Source organism: Microbacterium sp. NPDC057741, from assembly GCF_042798735.1.
Lineage (GTDB): Bacteria > Actinomycetota > Actinomycetes > Actinomycetales > Microbacteriaceae > Microbacterium.
Window position 1 is genome coordinate 244,793 of sequence record NZ_JBHVJW010000001.1, and the last position, 17,952, is coordinate 262,744.

Sequence of the window (17,952 nt, forward strand, 5' to 3'; positions counted from 1 at the left end):
TCCGCGCCGGCGTCAGGCGAAGACGGTGAGGCCGTACACGACGAACAGCATCAGGTGGGCCGAGCCGCTTATCGCGGTGAGCCTCTTGCCGGCGAAGGTCGCGACCGTGAGCAGCAGCGTGGCGCCGAGCAGCACCAGGTTCGTGGGCGTCTCGGCCAACATCACGGTCTGACCGGTGAACAGCCCGATCATCAGCACCGCGGGGATGGTCAGACCGACCGTGGAGACCAGTGCACCGTGGCAGAGGTTGCTGACCCGCTGCATCTCTCCGCCGAGTGCGGCGCGGACGGTGGTGATCGTCTCGGGCAGGAACACGATCATGGCGATGAGGATGCCGGACAGCGCCACGGGCGCGCCGAGCCGGTCGAGGCCGTCGTCGAGCAGGGTCGCCATGTCGTGCGACAGCAGCACGATCGGCAGCACCGTGGCGACCAGCACGGCGGTGCGCAGGAGCACCTCGGTGCGGTGCTCCCGGAGCACATCGCCGATCGGGGTGCGCGGCGCCGGTGCATCCGCTTCGTGGCCCGGCTCGGTGAAGTCGGTCGCCTGCGCGCCGGTCTGACGCCACAGGAAGAAGCCGTACAGCAGCAGGGTGAGGACGATGACCGGGATCGCCTGCGCCGGCGTATACGCGCCGTCCACGCCGATCAGGCCAGGCAGGAAGAAGGCGGTGACGAGCAGCACGACCAGCAGCGACAGGTAGGCCGAGACGCCGGTGCTGTTCGCGCGCAGCGAGCGATGTCGGATGCCGCCGACGAGCAATGCCGCACCGACGACGAGATTCAGGATGATCATCGACACGGCCATCACCGAGTCACGGGCGATGGTGGCATGCTCGCCGGGGCCCAGCATGACTGCCGAGATGAGGATCACCTCGATCAGCACGATCGACAGCGTCAGGACGAGGGTGCCGTAGGGGTCGCCGAGCCGATGCGCGAGGTGCTCGGCCTCGGTCACCACGCCGAAGGCGCACACGATGATCACCGCGACGATGGCGGCGAGCACGGCGAGCAGCACGGGGCCTGGCAGCGGCTGGGACAGCAGCGGGCCGGTGAGGACCGTGGCGAGGAAGGCGCCCCAGCCGAGGATCAGGCGGACGATCACGGCTCTGGTGAGGATGCTCTTGAGAGTGGTCACGAGGAATCCTTGATTCTGCGGGGCCGTCCCAGCTCATGAGTGCGACCTGCGGGTCGTCCCGCAGGTGTTCCATCCGATTGCGAGTCTATCCGAGCGCGCCTCGGAGGCGTCGGAGAGCGCACGGCGGTGAACGGCGCTCCGGGGCGGCTGACGAACTGAGACTCACGTCGGTGGCCGCCCGCCGCCTGACTCCCGGTCGCCACCGCGGCGGCGCGCGCCGAAGATCGAGACGACGATCAGGATGACTCCGACCACCAGCACGATCGGTCCGATCGTGGCCCACAGCGGGGAGCCGCTCATCGCCGACCCTCCGAGCACGTTGAGTCCCTGCAGCGTCCAGACCACGCCGACCAGCAGCAGGATCACCCCCAGGACGAGGATCCACCACATTCGCTTCATGGTGAAAACCTACGCCCGCTGCGGGATGGTCTGAAGGGGCTGTCACGCTTCAGCGTTCGGCCAGGGAACATCATGCTCGTGAATGGGGTTGTTCCTGGCGTGAACCCCATCGACAGCATCGTGATCGGCGCCGGCCAGGCCGGACTGTCGACGTCGCACCATCTGCGCAGGCTGCGCATCGATCACCTCGTGCTCGATGCAGACGGTGCGCCGGGCGGCGCGTGGCAGCATCGCTGGGACGCGCTCACCATGCTCGACGTGCACGGCGTCGCCGAGCTGCCCGGCTCGCCGCCGCCGCCGCTGACCACGGCGCGGGCCAACGAGGCGGTTCCCGCCTACTTCGCCGAATACGAGCGCACGCACGACCTGCCGGTCGTGCGACCGGTGCACGTGAACCGCGTCACGGATGACGGCGGGGTGCTCGTTGTGCACGCCGGCGAGCGCAGCTGGCGCACTCGCACTCTGGTGAACGCGACGGGAACGTGGACCCATCCGTTCCTGCCGCACTACCCGGGCATGGAGACGTTCCTGGGCGAGCAGCTGCACACGGTGGACTACCCGGGCCCGTCGCACTTCGCCGGCAAACGAGTTCTGGTGGTCGGCGGCGGCGCGTCTGCCGTGCAGTTCCTTGGCGCTCTCGCGCCGATCGCCGACGTGCTGTGGGCGACCAGGCGCGAACCGGTCTGGCGCACGGGGGAGTTCAACCCGGATGCCGGCGCTGCCGCCGTGGCACTCGTGGAGCAGCGCGTCGCCCAGGGGCTCGCCCCGCAGAGTGTGGTGAGCGTGACCGGCCTGATGCTGCGCGAGCAGGAGCAGGAGGCCGCACGCATGGGGGTCTACGACCGGCGTCTGCCGATGTTCGAGCGCATCGAGCCGGACGGTGCGCGCTGGGCCGACGGACGTTTCGAGCCGTTGGACGCGATCATCTGGGCGACCGGCTTCCGTCCCGCGATCTCGCACCTCGCGCCGCTGCATCTGCGCAGTGCGGCCGGCGGCATCCAGCTCGACCGCGAAGGCCGGGGGACGACGGCCGTGGCGGACCCGCGTGTGCAGCTTGTCGGCTACGGGCCCTCCGCAAGCACGATCGGTGCGAACCGAGCCGGGCGGCGGGCGGCGCTCGGTGTCCAGGCCGCGCTCGCCGCAGACCCGGTGGCAGCAGGCGCCCAGTCGTTCACGGAAGCGCGCCGTCACGCGTTCATGCGGGCCGACGTCGCCCGGTTCCGGTGATCGACGTCCGCGAGGCTGATTGCGCGCCGTGCGCCCGCCTCGCGGTCGGATCCCAGCACCGCTGACTACGCTGGAATGATGCGTCGAACACTGCTCGGAACCATCGCCGTGCTGACGATGGTCGCACTCACCGGCTGCGCCCCCGGCGCAGCCGCGCCGAGTCCGTCTGCGACCCAGGCGCCCCAGACGCAGACCGCGACGCCGACTCCGACTCCGACTCCCGTGGACCCGGCCGTCGCGCTCGTCGAGAAGATGACCGTGCAGCAGCAGGCCGCCAGCGTCGTCATGGGTGCGCTGCCCGGCACCGATTCCGCCGCCCTCCGCGAGTACATGTCGTCCGGCCTCGGCGGCTTCATCCTGATGGGCGACAACATCCCCGTCGATTCCGCGCAGCTGAAGCAGATCACGACCGCTCTCACCGTCGATCCCGCGTTGCCGCCGCTGATCGCCACCGACGAGGAGGGCGGCGTCGTCAAACGCCTGCCCTGGGACCATGAAGCCGGTGCGAACACTCTGAAGTCCGCACCGGTCGCCGCGACGACCCAGGCGTTCGCGAACCGGGCGAAGCTCCTCGCCGAGGCGGGCGTCACCGTCAACTTCGGCATCGTGGCGGATGTGCCCCGCGACGGGTCGTCGTTCATCTACTCGCGCGCCTACGGCACGACCCCGGATGCCGCCTCGCAGCGCGTCACGGCCGCGGTCGACGCCGAGCACGGCACCGTGATGTCCACGCTCAAGCACTTCCCTGGCCACGGCGCAGGACCAGGAGACTCGCACCACGTCATCCCGAAGGCCACCGAGACGCTCGAGCAATGGCAGTCATTCGATGCGAAGCCGTTCGAAGCAGGCATCGACGCCGGCGCCGAGCTGCTGATGTTCGGACACCTCGCCTACACCGCGGTGGATGCCGCGCCGGCATCCCTCTCCGCGAAGTGGCACCAGATCGCGCGGGACGATCTCGGCTTCGACGGCGTGATGATCACCGATGACCTGGGGATGCTGCCTTCCTCCGGTGACCCGGCCTACCGGAACCTCGTGCAGGACAGCGTCCTCGCTCTCGCGGCCGGCAACGACATGGTGCTGCTGATCGCCGGCACGAACGCACAGACCGCCGGGCAGGCCGTCGCCGGCATCGTCACGGCAGTGCAGGACGGGCGGCTTCCCGCCTCCCGACTGAAGGATGCAGCGGAGCACGTGGCTGCCCTGCGGCTGCAGATCGCCGCGCGCGAGCACTGATCAGGCGCCCAGCCAGGCCTCCAGCATCCGCTGCCGAAGCACTGTGCCACGCTCGGCGAACCCGCGCTGCTGCCGGACGTACTCGGCCTTGCCCTCGGCGGTCTCGATCCGCACCGGCTCGACGTCCCAGTCCGACAGGTCGTACGGCGCGGCCTCCATGTCGAGCCGCCGGATGTCGCGGGCCAGTTCGAAGGTGTCGAGCATCAGTTCTCCGGGCAGCAGGGGGCCGAGTTTCATCGCCCACTTGTAGAGATCCATGCCGGCGTGGAGACAGCCGGGCTGTTCGAGGTCGGGCTGAAGCGAGCGGGTCAGCGGCAGGCTGTTCCGCGGCACGGCGTCCGGCGTGAAGAACCGGAAGGCATCGAAATGTGTGCAGCGCAGTTCATTCGCCTCGACGACGGCGTCGGTGCCGGCCTGGCCGAGGCGCAGCGGCGCCGGATGACGGTGCTCCTCCTCGTGGTACACCATCGCCCACTCGTGCAGCCCGAAGCAGCCGAACCGGCCCGGCCGCGCGGCGGTGCTGCGCAGCATCCGCTCGACCAGCGCCGCGAGCTCGGGCTTCTCGAGGGCGAAGGCAGAGGCGTCCGGAACGGCGGAATCCGCCTCAGGTCCGGGGGAGTACCACCGCCAGGACAATCGCTCCGCGGAATCCTCCAGCACGACTCCCGCGCCGGGATGCCAGCGGCGCAGCTGCGCCGGCTTGTACGAGTAGTAGGTGAACAGGAAGTCCTCGACAGGATGCTTCTCGCCCCGCGCCGCACGGGCCCGATGGGCGGCTGTCAGCGCGTCCGCGCGCTCCTCATGAGCATGGTTGCGTCCCGACCAATCGGGGCGCGTGAGCCTGGTGCTCATGACCGTGGATCGACGATTCCGACCTCGCCGAGCAGCTCGCGCAGCCCCGCGCCGTCCACGGCGCTGACCCACGGTACGTCTTCGCCGGAGTGGTCGCCGGCGACGGCGCGGCCGCCGGCCAGCACGGCCTCGGCGGGCAGCAGACGCCGGATCGCGACACCGGCGACCGATGAGGGGTGCTCGACCAGGAACTGTCCGTAGGTCGCCTCGTCGTGCTGCCCGTCGTCGCCGATGAGCAGCCAGCGGATGTCGGGGAACTCCTCGGCCAGACGGCGCAGGTTGGTGAGCTTGTGCTCACGGCCGCTGCGGAACCACCGGTCATGCGTCGGGCCCCAGTCGGTGAGGAGCATCGAACCCTGCGGGAACAGGTGCCGCGAGAAGAAACGGCGCAGCGTCGGCGCCACGTTCCAGGCGCCGGTGGACAGGTAGATCATCGGCGAGCCGGGGTGATCGCGCATGATCTGCTCGAGCAGCACGGACATGCCGGGCACCGGCGTGCGGGCGTGCTCGTCGACGACGAAGGAGTTCCAGGCCGCGACGAAGGGGCGCGGGAGTGCGGTGACCATCACGGTGTCGTCGACGTCGCAGACCACACCGAAGCGGATCCTCTCATCGACGACGAACACCGTCGCTTCGACCGGCTCCTGCCCGTCGGCGGCCATCGTGAACGTCTGCCAGCCCGGCTCGAGATCGGCCTCGATGACGGTGTCGACGACGCCGCCGCGGTCGGCGACCACGGTGTGGGTGCGTCCACCGATCTCGACGCGCACCGACGCGAAGGTCACCGGAATGCCGACGAACGAGCGCCAGCCGCGCACGCCGGCGCCGTCGCCGCTCGCCTTCCGCGGAGGCGGGGGCAGGATCAGGACGCGCCCCACGACGCGCACCCATCCCTTGCCGCCGTATCCGGGGAACGGCACGACGGTCGCCGAACGGCCTCGCCTTCGGGCGCGGCGTTCGCGCGAGACGTGGAGGCGGTGCTCGAGGCGGGCGAACCAATGGATCTTGGCCGCGGCGGCGGGTGACATCACTCCCAGTCTTTCACGGATGACGGACGCGCCTCACGCCTCGGGGCCATCCGCATCCGACATGTGATGTTCCTCGCGGCGCGAGATGACCTTCTTCACGACGAAGACGATCACGAGGAACAGCACGATCGCGCCGACGAACAGGTAGCCGGCGTAGTGGACGCGATCGGCGAGCTCCTTGTAGCTGCCGGCGACCAGTGCGCCGGCGCTCACGTACACGGTGGCCCACAGCACGCAGGCCGGCACGGTCCAGGCGATGAAGCGACGGTAGGCGAACTCGCCCATGCCCACCGTCAGCGGCACGAGCGAGTGCAGCACGGGCAGGAACCGGGACAGGAAGATCGCGATCCCGCCGCGTCGCTGCAGGTAGCGCTCGGACCTGACCCAGTGCTCCTCGCCGATCCAGCGGCCGACCCTGGAATGCCGGATGTGCGGCCCGATCCAGCGGCCGAGCCAGAACCCGATCGACTCGCCGACGAGCGAGCCGAGCACGACCGCGATCACCAGGAACACGCCCTGCCAGACATCCGTGACGCCGACGGAGGCGACCAGCACGATGGTGTCGCCCGGCACGATCAGACCGATCAGGATGCTCGTCTCGAGCATGATCGCGACGCCGGCGATGAGTGTCCGCAGCACGGGATCCATCGACTGCACGGCGTCGATGATCCACGTCAGGAACTGGTCCACGGAACGAGCGTACGGCCTGGACGACCTCGTTCGCTGAGAGCGCCCGCCGCGCGCCGTACGCTTGCATCGTGCCTCTGCCGACCGCCCTCATCGCCCGCGCCCTGGATGGCACGGGCGACCTCGAGTCGCTGTTCGCGCGGCTCGACGACGGCGCGGCGGCCGCGTTCTGGCTGGATGCCGGCCCGGATGCCGCAGAGGGATGGAGCATCCTCGGCACAGGCCGGCCTGAGACGGATCCCGCCCACGTCGCGCGCACGGTGCTCGGCGCGCACGATGCGCCGGCGAGCCCGGTTCCCTTCCGCGGTGGCTGGGTGGGCTGGATGTCCTACGAGGGCGGCGCCCGCCGGATGTCGGCTCCTGCTGCGGACGCCGCGGACGGCTCCGCGTGGATCGCGGTGGACCGCGCGATCGCCGTCGACCACGCCACTGGACGCTTCTGGGCGCTGGCTGCCGCGGAGGAGCTGGATGCCTGGCATCGCACGGCGGCAGCGATGCTGACATCCGTTCCCCTGGCCGTGTCGGCGCAGCCGCCGGCATCCGTCGCCGCAGCCCGGCACGGCGTGTCGGAGTACGTCGCGCTCGTGGAGCGCTGCCGCGACGCGATCCGCGCCGGCGACGCCTACCTGCTGTGCCTCACGACCCGCTTCACGACGGAAGCTCCGCCCGACCCCTTCGCCGTGTACCGGCGCCTGCGCGCGGCGACGCCCGCGCATCACGGCGGCTACCTGCGCACAGGGGGCACCCATCTGCTCAGTGCGAGCCCCGAGCAGTTCCTCGAGGTGCGGGGCGGAGTCGTGCGCACCAGCCCGATCAAGGGCACCCGGCCGCGCGGGGCGACCCCCGAGCAGGATGACGCCCTCGCCGCCGAACTGCGCGCGAGCGAGAAGGAGCGCGCCGAGAATGTGATGATCGTCGATCTCATGCGCAATGACCTCTCGCACGTGGGGGAGCCGGGCACGATCGTGGTGGAGCGGCTCTGGCAGGTGGAGTCGTATCCGGCCGTGCATCAGCTTGTCAGCACGGTCAGTGCGACACTTCGCCTTGGGACGACGGCGGACGATCTCAGCGAGGCGGCGTTTCCGGCCGGCAGCATGACCGGCGCCCCGAAGCTCTCCGCGATGACGATCCTGCACGAGCTGGAGGGTGCCCCTCGTGGCGTGTACTCCGGCTGCTTCGGCTACATCGGCCTCGACGGTTCCGCCGATCTGGGCATGGTGATCCGCAGCATCCTCATCGACGGGAGCACCGCGTACGTCGGTGCCGGCGGCGGGATCACCTGGCTGTCGGATGCCGCGGAGGAGGCCGCCGAGGTCGCGACCAAGGCCAGGGCGCCGCTCGCGGCGCTCGGCGCGGTGCTCCCGGAGGAGTGGGGCGCCACTCTGCCCGGCTCCTGAGCGCCCTTCGTCTCGCTTCGCTCGCTCAGGATCCGCGTCACACGAAACGCGCGATATCCTGGAAGTTCCCGTCTTTCATCAGGTAATCCGCATCTCGTCAGATTGGCACCTTCCCCTTGTCTGAGCACCCGACCGACACCACCGAAACCGCAGAGCCGCTGTCCGCGCACGCCATCCAGGACAAGTGGCAGCGGTACTGGGCCGAGAACGACACGTTCCGGGCCGGCGGAGATGAGGACGAGCGGCCGCGGAAGTACATCCTCGGGATGTTCCCTTACCCGTCGGGCGACCTGCACATGGGGCACGCCATCAACTACCTGTACCCCGACATCGTCGCGCGGTACTGGCGGCACCGTGGCGAGAACGTGCTGAACCCGATCGGCTGGGACTCGTTCGGCCTGCCGGCCGAGAACGCGGCGATCAAGCGCGGTGCGGACCCGCGCGAGTGGACCTACAAGAACATCGAGCAGCACAAGGCCGGTTTCCGCGGCTACGGCATGTCCTACGACTGGTCGCGCGTGCTGCACACCTCCGACCCCGAGTACTACCGCTGGAACCAGTGGCTGTTCCTGAAGCTGTACGAGCGGGGACTGGCGTACCGCAAGAAGAGCGCGGTGAACTGGTGCCCGAACGACCAGACCGTGCTCGCGAACGAGCAGGTCGTCGACGGCCGCTGCGAGCGATGCGGCGCCGAGGTCGTGAAGAAGAAGCTCACGCAGTGGTACTTCAAGATCACCGACTACGCCGACCGCCTGCTGGACGACCTGGACACCCTCGAGGGGCACTGGCCGCACAAGGTGCTGCAGATGCAGCGCAACTGGATCGGCCGCTCGCAGGGTGCCGACGTCGACTTCCGCATCGAGGGTCGTGACGAGCCCGTCACGGTGTTCTCGACCCGCCCCGACACCCTGCACGGCGCGACGTTCTTCGTCGTCGCCCCCGATGCCGACCTGGCTGCAGAGCTGGCAGCCGGCGCCTCGGACGAGGGACGGACGCTGTTCCAGGACTACCTGGAGAAGACGCAGAAGGAATCCGACATCGAGAGGCAGTCCACCGACCGCCCGAAGACCGGCGTGTTCCTGGAGCGCTACGCGATCAACCCGGTCAACGGTGAGCGGCTGCCGATCTGGGCCGCCGACTATGTGCTCGCGGACTACGGTCACGGCGCCGTCATGGCAGTGCCCGCCCACGACCAGCGCGACCTGGACTTCGCCCGCGCCTTCGACCTGCCGGTGAAGATCGTCGTCGACACCACCGTCGACGGCGGTGCGAACGAGGGCGGAGACCTGGCTGAGCTCGACCCCGCCACCACCGGAGCCGCGCTGGTCGGCAACGGCGTCATGACAGGCTCGGGTGAGCTGGATGGCCTCGACAAGGCCGAGGCCATCGCCCGCACCATCGAGCGCATGGAGCAGGCCGGCACCGGCCGCGCTGCCAAGAACTACCGCCTGCGCGACTGGCTGATCTCGCGTCAGCGCTTCTGGGGCACGCCGATCCCGATGCTGCACCTGCAGGACGAGACCGTCGTTCCGGTGCCCGAGGACCGCCTGCCGGTGAAGCTGCCGAGCGTGGAGGGCCTGGATCTGAAGCCCAAGGGCAGCTCGCCGCTGGGTGCGGCCGCGGAGTGGGTGCGCACGGTCGACCCCGCATCCGGCGAGCCGGCGCTGCGCGACCCCGACACCATGGACACCTTCGTGGACAGCTCGTGGTACTTCCTGCGGTTCCTGTCGCCGAACAGCGACAAGTTCGCGTTCGACCCCGAAGAGGCGAAGCGCTGGGCGCCGGTGGACGGCTACTTCGGCGGCGTCGAGCACGCCATCCTGCACCTGCTGTACGCGCGCTTCATCACCAAGGTGCTCTTCGACATGGGCCTGATCGAGTTCGAGGAGCCCTTCTCGAACCTGGTCAACCAGGGCATGGTGCTGATGGACGGCGCGAAGATGTCGAAGAGCAAGGGCAACCTGGTCGAGCTCTCCGACCTGCTGTCCCAGTACGGCGCCGACTCGCTGCGCCTGGCACTGGCCTTCGCCGGCCCGGTGGAGGACGACAAGGAGTGGAACGGCGTCTCGCTCTCGGGTGCGCACAAGTTCCTGGCCCGCGCGCTGCGGGTCGGCGACGAGACCTCCAGCCCGGTCGGAGCCGATGCCGCGACCGGTGACGTCGCGCTGCGCCGGATCACCCACCGCCTGCTGGCCGACGCGCCCGCACTGCTCGAGCAGACCAAGTTCAACGTGCTGGTCGCGCGCCTGATGGAGCTCGTGAACGGCATCCGAAAGACGATCGACAACGGCGCGGGCGCAGGTGACCCCGCCGTGCGCGAGGCCGCCGAGACCGTCGCGCTGCTGCTCGAGCCCATTGCGCCGCACACCGGCGAGGAGATGTGGGCCCGTCTCGGTCACGAGCCGTCGATCAGCGCGGTGCCGTGGCCTGCTGCCGAGCCCGAGCTGCTGGTGGAAGACACCATCACCACCGCCGTGCAGGTGAACGGCAAGGTGCGCGCCACGCTCGACGTGCCCGCCGACATCTCCGACGTCGACCTCGAGGCCGCGGCCCGCGCCGACGAGAAGGTGCAGCGGGCGCTGGAGGGCAAGGAGATCGTGCGTGTGATCGTGCGCGCTCCGAAGATCGTCAACTTCGCCGTCAAGGGCTGACCGGCTGCGACATTCTCCGCGCCGCGGATCGGCGCCATCCGATCCTGCGACGGTTCCGAACACTCTGTGAGCGGCAACCGTCGCAGGAGAAGGAGAATGTCATGCGCACGTCCCCGAATCGCCTCATCGCCGTCATCTTCGGCGCCGTCTACGTCCTGGTCGGACTTCTCGGCTTCGCCGTGACCGGCGGCGTGTCCTTCCTCGCCACGGAAGGAGGGCTGCTGCTGGGAATCTTCATGGTCAATCCGCTGCACAATGTGGCGCACCTGCTCATCGGCGCCGCCCTGCTGATCAGCGGCCTGATCTCGGTGAAGGCCGCCAAGACGACGAACGTCGTGGTCGGCGCCGCCTATCTGCTGCTCGGCATCGCCGGGTTCTTCCTGGTGGGCACCGCGGCGAACGTTCTCGCGCTGAACACCTTCGATCACTTCCTGCATCTCGCCAGCGCCCTGCTGCTGCTGGCTGTCGGTGTCGCGACCGATCGGACGGCTCCGCGCCTGGCTGTGAGCTGACTGATGGGCGCGCTGGTGCAGACGTGGCCCGCGATCCTCGCGTGGGGCAGCGGGCTTCTGCACCTCGCTCTCGGCGCGTTCATCGGCGCCGAGAGCGACGGAGTGGGCGGCGTCCTCGTGACGGCCGCGCTCCTCGCCCTGGGGGTGGGGGAACTCGCCTGGGGGATGGCGAGTCTCCGTGCGGGGCGCCCACGGGCGCCCCGCACGGCGGTGCTCGGAGCTCTGGCCGGCGTGGTCGTCACTCCGGCCGCCCTCGCTGCAGGATGCTCGGCCGTGGCCGTTGCGGCCTCTCTGCTGCTGGCGCTGTCCGCGGTGGGTCTCGCGACGCGGCGGAGGGCACGAACGGCCGTGTCGCCCCAGCACGCAGTGCGCCTCGGCGCACTGATCGCCGCGACGGTGATCGTGGCGGCTGTGCTGACGCCGGCGCTGGCCACGACCGATGCGCCGGGTCACATCGGCGATCTGCCGTCGGGCCGACAGAGCATCCACTCCGGGCACTGACGTGCCGACGGCGTCGGACCGTCGATCCGCGCCGACTGCTCCAGCTGCCGCTCAGGCCGTCGGGATCACCACGATCGGTTCGCTCGTGGGCTTCCCGCCCGGCGCTCCACCCTGGGGTTCGACGGTGACAGCGACGACATCACCCGGTTTCATACCCGGCTCCAGCAGGGCTGCCGTGGTCGATCCCGTCGCGTCGAAGACCCCTGCGGAGATCGGTGTCTCACCGCGCACGTACCAGAGCTCGTAGGTCTGATCATTGTCCAGAGACGGGAGGTCGTCCGCGACGAGCACGGCCTCGCCCTCGGACGCCGACCAGTGCAGCGTCGCTGTGCCGCCGCCGGCGACATCGGCGGTGGCCCGCTGCGCGTCCGGAGCGGACTCGATGCGGTCGAGAGCCGTCACGTACGCAGGCCTGGTCGCCTGTTGGATGATGACCGAGGCTCCGATGCCGATGCCTACCACCAGCACGACGGATGCGGCGAGAGCGAACCAGCGCCGCCGACGCGGCGAACGGCTCGGCATCGGCTCCGTTGCAGATTCCGGCCGGTGCGGCTGCGCGGGCGCATCCGGCCCCGTCGAGGCGGGTGTTGCATCGATGCGGGCCAGGATGCCCTCCAACACATGAGCCGGCGGCACGACCTCCCCGGGGAGGTCGGCGAGCGACGCGGCCGTCTCGGCATCCTCGCGCGCGTTGGCGGCCCAGTCCGGATGGTCCGCGAGCGCACGACGGTAGGCCAGCCGGTCATCGTCGCTCAGCGCGCCGAGGGCGTCACCGGCCGAGAGCATGTCGAACTCGTGCTTGTCCATCGCGTCACCTCATCTCCTTCCGCAACCGTGTCAAGCCGTCCCGCATCCTCGTCTTCACGGTTCCCAGCGGGCTTCCCGTGAGCACGGCGATCTCGCTCTGCGAGTATCCCCCGTAGTAGGCCAGGGTTATCACCTCGCGCTGCGCATCCGGGAGGCTCCCGAGCGCACCGGCGATGCGCTCGGACTCCACTTTGAGCTCGACCTGCTCGGCGACGGATGCCGGTGCGGAGGCGAGCTCCCTGAGGCCGGCCCTGCGGTCCCTGTCGGAGCTGGCCTGTGCCGCCCGCACCCTGTCGATCGCCCGACGATGCGCGATCGTCAGCAGCCAGGAGCGCCCCTGTCCTCTCTTCGGAGTGAAGCGCGAGGCGGATTGCCAGACCTCGAGGAACACCTCCTGCAGCACTTCCTCGCTCTGCGCGCGGTCCACCAGGATCCGCAGGATGAGGCCGAAGGCGCGCGGAGACAGCATCCCGTACAGCTCCGCGAACGCGTTCCGGTCGCCGCGCGCGATGCGTCGGATCAGATCACCGGCGGTGTCGACGGGAACCGGCTCGCCCTCGGGCATGTCGATTCCGTCGATCACCATGTCCACAAGCATGCACTACTCCCTTCGTCACGGTCGCCGATCAGCCGAATGTGAAGGAGTAGACCTCGACGCCGGCGGGGACGGTCACGTCGAGCACGGCGTCGGATCCGTTCCCGCCGGAGGCGACGGGGTAGGAGCGCGGGACACCGGAGACTTGAACCGGCCGCTGGGTCCCGTCGGCCTGACGCGTCATCACGACTCCTTCACCGCTCATGACCATCTGCACGACGTTCGCGTGGTACCGAAGCCGCAGCCGCGCCGTGCTCCAGGCAGGCGCGATGCGCTGGGACTCGATCGTCCAGTCCCCGCCCAGCGCGAACGTGTCCTCGCCCTGCCGCTTCGGCAGGACGAACGCAGAAGTGCCGTCAGGGTAGGACGAACCGGCGAAATTGCGCTGCTTGGCGAATCCGAGGAAGGTCTCCTGCGTCGTCGATCCGACGGAGGGTGTGAGATCCGGCAACTCCGTGGCCGGGGGAAGCTCGGTGCCCGGATCGGCGTCCAGGAGCAGCTGCCTGATCATCTCCTCCGTCCGCGCGTAGTCGCCTTCGCCGAAGCCGATGTGCCGCACGACGCCCTTCGCGTCGATCAGATAGTCGGCCGGCCAGTACCTGTTGCGGTAGTTGGTCCAGGTGGCGAGGTCGTCGTCGAGGGCCACGGGATAGGTGATCCCGAACGATCTCGCACCGGCAGCCACGTTGGCGGCGTCCTTCTCGAAGGCGTACTCGGGGGAGTGCACGCCGATGACCTTCAGGCCGTGATCGCGGTACGCCCTTTCCCACGCCACGACATGAGGAATGCTCCGCTGGCAATTGATGCAGGAGTACGCCCAGAAGTCCACCAGCACCACGCTGCCGCGCTGCTCTGCGAGGTCGACCGCCGCACCGTCCGGGGTGTTCAGCCAGCCCGTGATGCCCTTCAGGGACGGTGCCGGACCGCAGACCTCGAGACGCCCGGCGTTCGCCTCGCAGTTCGACAACTCCTTGTTCTCGTCGTTCACCAGACCGCCGATCTCGAGCGCCTTGCGCGCTGTGGGCGAGTCCGTCAGCGACTTCTGCAGCCCGGCGGTGTAATCGGGTACGAGCCTCTGGAGAGCCTGGGGCAGGTTGAATGCCAGACCCACGGCGAGAGCGATCATCGCGACGCCGGCCGCGATGCGCAGGCCTCGTTCCCGAGTGCGGAATGCACGGATCCGCTCGATCAGACCGCGGCCGGCGAGAGCGAAGAGCAGCAGCGGAATCGCCACTCCTACCGCGAACGACGCCGTCAGAACGACGGTGTCCACGCCGATCCGGCCGGTGGAGCCGGCCACGATGATGGCGGCGAGCACGGGACCGGCGCAGGGGACGAAGACCGTTCCGAGGGCGAGACCGGTCCCGTAGCCGTTCCCCTTGTTCGTCACCTCCTTGCGGCTCGCGAGACGCTGAAAAGGGCGCTCCAGCAACCGCTCGACCGGCGGGAAGATCAGACCTGCGCCGATGAGCGCGAGCACCACGATCCCGATCCAGCGGAGAGCGTCCTGCGGCAGGTTCAGCAGCTCGAGCAGCAGCGAGCCGGCGAGCGTGACGACGGTGAAGCTCGTCACCAGACCGAGGATGACGATGTACGGGCGGGAGCGTGGAGCCGGGACCGCATCATCGTCCCCGAAGCGCGCCGACTGAGCGCCGCCGGTGAGGAAGATCACCGGCAGGACCGGAAGTATGCACGGCGAGATCCCTGTGATCAGGCCGCCGAGCATTCCGATGATGATCAGTTCCATGCGCTCTCCTTCGTCACCGTCTCTTCGGCGCGGCGCGCCGAGCGGTTTGATCCGGTTCCGCTCCAATCCGATCCGCCGGACGCATCGAAGAGGTATCGGAAGCCGGGCGCGGGTGCTCGGTCCGAAACGAGGAGGAAGTGATGTTCCGCACGAAGATGTACTCGGTGGTCCCGCTCATGCTGGGCGCCGCACTCGTTCTCTCCGGATGCTCGATGAGCACCGGCACGGCACCAGACACGAAGGAGCCGACGGCGCAGCCCTCAGAGTCCGCGCCGTCGGAGATGACGCCGGATCCGGCTGCGGACCTGGTCGGCCCTGGTTGCGCGGCCTATGCCTCTCAGGTGCCTGACGGCGCCGGATCGGTCCAGGGGATGTCGCAGGACCCGGTCGCGGTCGCTGCCTCGAACAATCCGCTGCTGACGACACTGGTCGCCGCGGTCAGCGGAAAGCTCAACCCCAAGGTCGAGCTCGTGGACACGCTGAACGGATCCGAGTTCACCGTCTTCGCACCGGTGGACGACGCCTTCGCCAAGATCCCGGCGGCGACGATCGACAAGCTGAAGACCGACGACGCGACGCTCACCAAGATCCTCACCTACCACGTGGTGGCGGGTCAGATCCCGCCGTCGAGCATCGACGGCACCCACAAGACCGTCGAGGGTCAGGAGCTCACGGTCACCGGTGAGGGCGACGACCTGATGGTCAACGACGCCAAGGTCATCTGCGGCGGTGTGCACACCGCGAATGCGACGGTCTACCTCATCGACTCCGTGCTGATGCCGCCGGCGCAGTAGGCGCCGCAGCAACCCGATCGGCCCTCGAGGGCGTTCCGGAGCGGTCACGCCGTGACGGAACGCCCTCGGTCGACGTACCGCGGCTCACGGCCCGCCGCCTTCTGCGGCCTCCGGGTCGGGACTGCGCTCGGTCCACACAGCGACACCCTTTTCGCGAGTCCCGAGCAGGATGCGCCCGCTCTGATCAGTGCGCAGGATGCGGGCGTTCAGCGCATCGAGGAACGCGAGCGTCTCGTCGCGCGGATGCCCGTAGTCGTTCCCCTCGCCGACACTGATCAGCGCGACGCGCGGCTGCAGCTGCGCATACAGCCCGGGGTCCTGATCCTTGCTGCCGTGGTGGGCGACCTTCACGACGGCGTAGGGCCCGCGCGCTCGGCCGCTTGAAGCCAGCATCCGCTGCGGGGTCGCCGAGAGGTCGGCGAGGAATATCGATCGCGGGACTCCTCCGCCGGAGAACTCGACGACGATCCCCGCATCGTTTCCCGAGGTGAAGGCCGCCGATCCGGGCGGCGGCCAGAGCACCTGCCAGTTCGCCCGGCCGAGTTCGCCGTGGCGACCTGCAGCCGCGGGCAGCAGTCTCGCTCCAGCGGATGCCGCGTCGTGCAGCATCCGCTCGTCCTTCGTTTCGGAGGTCGGGCCGTGCAGCATCGTGCCGGTGCGCCCGCGAACCGCCTCGAGCCCGCCGGCGTGGTCCTGGTCGTAGTGGGTGAGCACGAGCAGGTCGATGCGCACGATGCCGAGCTGGGTGAGACAGTCCGACAGGGCGGCGGGGTCCGGGCCGGTGTCGATCAGCGCGACCCGTCCCTCTGATCTGACGAGCATCGCATCGCCCTGTCCGACGTCGCAGGCCGCGATCGACCAGTCATCCGGAGCCGTCAGTGTGGCCAGCGGCCCCGTGAGCAGGATGCGGGCACCGCCGAGAGCGAGGGCGACGGCGAGCACCAGGCCCGCACCCGCCCGCAGCCTCGACGAGCCCGACCGGGCGAGCAGTACGGCGATCGCCGCGCTGATCAGGGCGATCACCACAGCGGTCAGCGGGCCGGCGACGACGGGAAGCACAGCACCGGGAAGCCCCGCGCTCACGGTCGCCGTCGTCGCGATCCAGCTCGAAGGCAGCCAGGCCGTCGCTGCGAGAAGATCGGCCAGCGCGGGCAGTGGCGCGGACAGACAGGCGAGCAACCCGATCACCGTGGCTATCGGAGCGGCCGGCTCGGCGATGAGGTTGGCCACGACACCGACGATCGACTGCTGCTCCGAGAAGAGCGCCACGATCGGTCCGCAGACCAGCTGAGCGGCCAGGGGAACGGCGAGCGCGAGTGCGACGGGCTCCGGCATCCAGCGCGACATCCCACGGCTGAGCGGACGCGCCAGCAGTAGGAGAGCGGCAGTCGCCGCTGCCGACAGGGCGAACCCCGGTGAGGTGGCCAGCCAGGGGTCGATGAGCAGGATGCCGGTGACCGCGACCGACAGCATCGCCATGCCCGCGCTGGGTCTGCCCAGCAGCACGGTGAGCATCGCCAGAGCGGCCATCACAGCGGCGCGGATCACGCTGGGCTCCGGCGTGACGAGCACGACGAACGCGCCGAGCGCGGCGAGAGAGACGACCACGCGGGTGCGGCGCCCTCCGCCGCACAGCGCGACGAGCCAGAACACGGCGGCGACGACGATCGCGCAGTTCGCGCCGCTCACGGCCGTGAGGTGCGAGAGTCCCGAGGACAGCATCGCGGCATTCAGCTCCTCGCTCACCGCACGGGTGTCGCCGACGGCGAGCCCCGGCAACAGCCCAGCTCCGGGTTCCGGCAGTGTCCTGGCCCGCTCGATGAAGTCGGCGCGGGTCTGCGCCGCGACCGCGAAGACGCCGGATGCCGGGCGGCTGACCTCCCCGGTCGTGGTGAAGACCACCAGTGCTGCGCGCTCACCGGCATCCGTCGCCTTGGCCTGCCCTGTGACGGTCAGGTCGGCGCCGAGATCCACGCCGTCCTGCGGGTCGATGCCGATCCGCACCGGCACGGAGAGCGCCTCGGTGTGCCCTGGCGGACCGAGGCGGATCGTGCGGGCATCGAGCCAGAGGCGGCCGTCCGAGCCGACGGATGCCGAGGACGAGACCTCGGCCGTCACCTCGACGGCCCGCCCGCCGAGGTCTGCGGCGCGGTCCCGTGCTGGCTGCGCGGCGGCGGCCGAGAGCGCCACGGCGGCGCCGCAGAGCAGGCTGAGCACCACCAGACCTGACCCGCGCCGACGTCGACCAGGACTGAGCACCCAGCCGCCAGCGGCGAGCACCGCAGCCGCGCCGAGGGGGACGGCTCCTCCCGGCAGCAGCACGGCCAGTAGAGCGATCACCCAGACGGAAGCCGCGAGAACGGCGCTGCGGAGGTCCTTCAC

Annotated in this window: 16 protein-coding genes; 7 read left to right on the forward strand and 9 right to left on the reverse strand. The window is 69.7% G+C overall.

The features are described from left to right. Positions 1–12: 12 nt before the first annotated feature. Complete coding sequence (locus tag ACFVDO_RS01155) at positions 13–1,137, reverse strand: calcium:proton antiporter (protein ID WP_378859120.1); 1,125 nt, start codon at positions 1,135–1,137, stop codon at positions 13–15. A 162-nt stretch (positions 1,138–1,299) separates the two neighbouring features. After that, positions 1,300–1,536 (reverse strand): hypothetical protein, encoded by a 237-nt coding sequence (locus ACFVDO_RS01160; protein ID WP_378859119.1) that lies wholly within the window; start codon positions 1,534–1,536, stop codon positions 1,300–1,302. 72 nt (positions 1,537–1,608) lie between these two features. On the opposite strand from ACFVDO_RS01160, the gene ACFVDO_RS01165 reads away from it, so the two are divergent. After that, positions 1,609–2,763, forward strand: a complete 1,155-nt coding sequence (locus ACFVDO_RS01165; RefSeq protein ID WP_378859118.1) for an NAD(P)-binding domain-containing protein — start codon at positions 1,609–1,611, stop codon at positions 2,761–2,763. Between the two features lie 78 nt (positions 2,764–2,841). Then, entirely contained in the window at positions 2,842–3,999 is a 1,158-nt protein-coding gene (locus ACFVDO_RS01170) for a glycoside hydrolase family 3 N-terminal domain-containing protein (protein ID WP_378859117.1), read from the forward strand. On the opposite strand, the gene ACFVDO_RS01175 is transcribed toward ACFVDO_RS01170, so the two are convergent. From ACFVDO_RS01175 to ACFVDO_RS01185, 3 genes are read right to left on the reverse strand one after another with little or no spacing between them, the layout of a single operon-like run. After that, positions 4,000–4,851, reverse strand: a complete 852-nt coding sequence (locus ACFVDO_RS01175) for a 3-methyladenine DNA glycosylase (RefSeq protein ID WP_378859116.1) — start codon at positions 4,849–4,851, stop codon at positions 4,000–4,002. It abuts the gene before it with no gap. Beyond that, entirely contained in the window at positions 4,848–5,879 is a 1,032-nt protein-coding gene (locus tag ACFVDO_RS01180) for an App1 family protein (RefSeq protein ID WP_378859115.1), read from the reverse strand. Before ACFVDO_RS01180 ends, ACFVDO_RS01175 begins: the two co-directional genes overlap by 4 nt. A gap of 33 nt (positions 5,880–5,912) precedes the next feature. Further along, positions 5,913–6,569, reverse strand: a complete 657-nt coding sequence (locus ACFVDO_RS01185) for a DedA family protein (protein WP_378859114.1) — start codon at positions 6,567–6,569, stop codon at positions 5,913–5,915. 74 nt (positions 6,570–6,643) lie between these two features. On the opposite strand from ACFVDO_RS01185, the gene pabB reads away from it, so the two are divergent. The 4 genes from pabB (at position 6,644) to ACFVDO_RS01205 (ending at position 11,627) form a co-directional block, all read left to right on the forward strand. After that, on the forward strand, positions 6,644–7,963 hold the full coding sequence (gene pabB / locus ACFVDO_RS01190) for an aminodeoxychorismate synthase component I (RefSeq protein WP_378859155.1): 1,320 nt from the start codon (positions 6,644–6,646) through the stop codon (positions 7,961–7,963). Positions 7,964–8,079: 116 nt separating this feature from the next. Next, the gene (gene leuS / locus ACFVDO_RS01195) at positions 8,080–10,614 is read left to right on the forward strand and encodes a leucine--tRNA ligase (protein WP_378859113.1); all 2,535 of its coding nucleotides are present in this window, start codon (positions 8,080–8,082) and stop codon (positions 10,612–10,614) included. A 101-nt stretch (positions 10,615–10,715) separates the two neighbouring features. After that, positions 10,716–11,126 (forward strand): DUF4383 domain-containing protein, encoded by a 411-nt coding sequence (locus ACFVDO_RS01200; RefSeq protein ID WP_378859112.1) that lies wholly within the window; start codon positions 10,716–10,718, stop codon positions 11,124–11,126. A gap of 3 nt (positions 11,127–11,129) precedes the next feature. Then, entirely contained in the window at positions 11,130–11,627 is a 498-nt protein-coding gene (locus ACFVDO_RS01205; protein WP_378886823.1) for a hypothetical protein, read from the forward strand. A gap of 51 nt (positions 11,628–11,678) precedes the next feature. On the opposite strand, the gene ACFVDO_RS01210 is transcribed toward ACFVDO_RS01205, so the two are convergent. Genes ACFVDO_RS01210 through ACFVDO_RS01220 form a run of 3 tightly spaced genes read right to left on the reverse strand, consistent with a single transcriptional unit; the run spans position 11,679 to position 14,776 of the window. Beyond that, positions 11,679–12,434, reverse strand: a complete 756-nt coding sequence (locus tag ACFVDO_RS01210) for an anti-sigma factor domain-containing protein (protein WP_378860079.1) — start codon at positions 12,432–12,434, stop codon at positions 11,679–11,681. 4 nt (positions 12,435–12,438) lie between these two features. Beyond that, entirely contained in the window at positions 12,439–13,032 is a 594-nt protein-coding gene (gene sigK / locus ACFVDO_RS01215; protein WP_378860078.1) for an ECF RNA polymerase sigma factor SigK, read from the reverse strand. A 28-nt stretch (positions 13,033–13,060) separates the two neighbouring features. Further along, the gene (locus ACFVDO_RS01220; protein ID WP_378860077.1) at positions 13,061–14,776 is read right to left on the reverse strand and encodes a cytochrome c biogenesis protein DipZ; all 1,716 of its coding nucleotides are present in this window, start codon (positions 14,774–14,776) and stop codon (positions 13,061–13,063) included. A 140-nt stretch (positions 14,777–14,916) separates the two neighbouring features. Between ACFVDO_RS01220 and ACFVDO_RS01225 the strand changes: the two genes are divergently transcribed. Further along, positions 14,917–15,570 (forward strand): fasciclin domain-containing protein, encoded by a 654-nt coding sequence (locus tag ACFVDO_RS01225; protein ID WP_378860076.1) that lies wholly within the window; start codon positions 14,917–14,919, stop codon positions 15,568–15,570. Between the two features lie 84 nt (positions 15,571–15,654). Here the strand turns inward: ACFVDO_RS01225 and ACFVDO_RS01230 are convergent, their stop codons facing one another. Beyond that, on the reverse strand, positions 15,655–17,952 hold the full coding sequence (locus ACFVDO_RS01230; RefSeq protein ID WP_378860075.1) for a ComEC/Rec2 family competence protein: 2,298 nt from the start codon (positions 17,950–17,952) through the stop codon (positions 15,655–15,657).

Excerpts from the sequence above, each read along its gene's own strand:
- ACFVDO_RS01160 (WP_378859119.1), bottom strand. The coding sequence starts at position 1,536 with ATGAAGCGAATGTGGTGGATCCTCGTCCTGGGGGTGATCCTGCTGCTG.
- ACFVDO_RS01165 (WP_378859118.1), top strand. The coding sequence starts at position 1,609 with ATGCTCGTGAATGGGGTTGTTCCTGGCGTGAACCCCATCGACAGCATC.
- ACFVDO_RS01170 (WP_378859117.1), top strand. The coding sequence starts at position 2,842 with ATGCGTCGAACACTGCTCGGAACCATCGCCGTGCTGACGATGGTCGCA.
- ACFVDO_RS01175 (WP_378859116.1), bottom strand. The coding sequence starts at position 4,851 with ATGAGCACCAGGCTCACGCGCCCCGATTGGTCGGGACGCAACCATGCT.
- ACFVDO_RS01180 (WP_378859115.1), bottom strand. The coding sequence starts at position 5,879 with ATGTCACCCGCCGCCGCGGCCAAGATCCATTGGTTCGCCCGCCTCGAG.
- ACFVDO_RS01200 (WP_378859112.1), top strand. The coding sequence starts at position 10,716 with ATGCGCACGTCCCCGAATCGCCTCATCGCCGTCATCTTCGGCGCCGTC.
- ACFVDO_RS01205 (WP_378886823.1), top strand. The coding sequence starts at position 11,130 with ATGGGCGCGCTGGTGCAGACGTGGCCCGCGATCCTCGCGTGGGGCAGC.
- ACFVDO_RS01210 (WP_378860079.1), bottom strand. The coding sequence starts at position 12,434 with ATGGACAAGCACGAGTTCGACATGCTCTCGGCCGGTGACGCCCTCGGC.
- sigK (WP_378860078.1), bottom strand. The coding sequence starts at position 13,032 with ATGCTTGTGGACATGGTGATCGACGGAATCGACATGCCCGAGGGCGAG.
- ACFVDO_RS01220 (WP_378860077.1), bottom strand. The coding sequence starts at position 14,776 with ATGGAACTGATCATCATCGGAATGCTCGGCGGCCTGATCACAGGGATC.
- ACFVDO_RS01225 (WP_378860076.1), top strand. The coding sequence starts at position 14,917 with ATGTTCCGCACGAAGATGTACTCGGTGGTCCCGCTCATGCTGGGCGCC.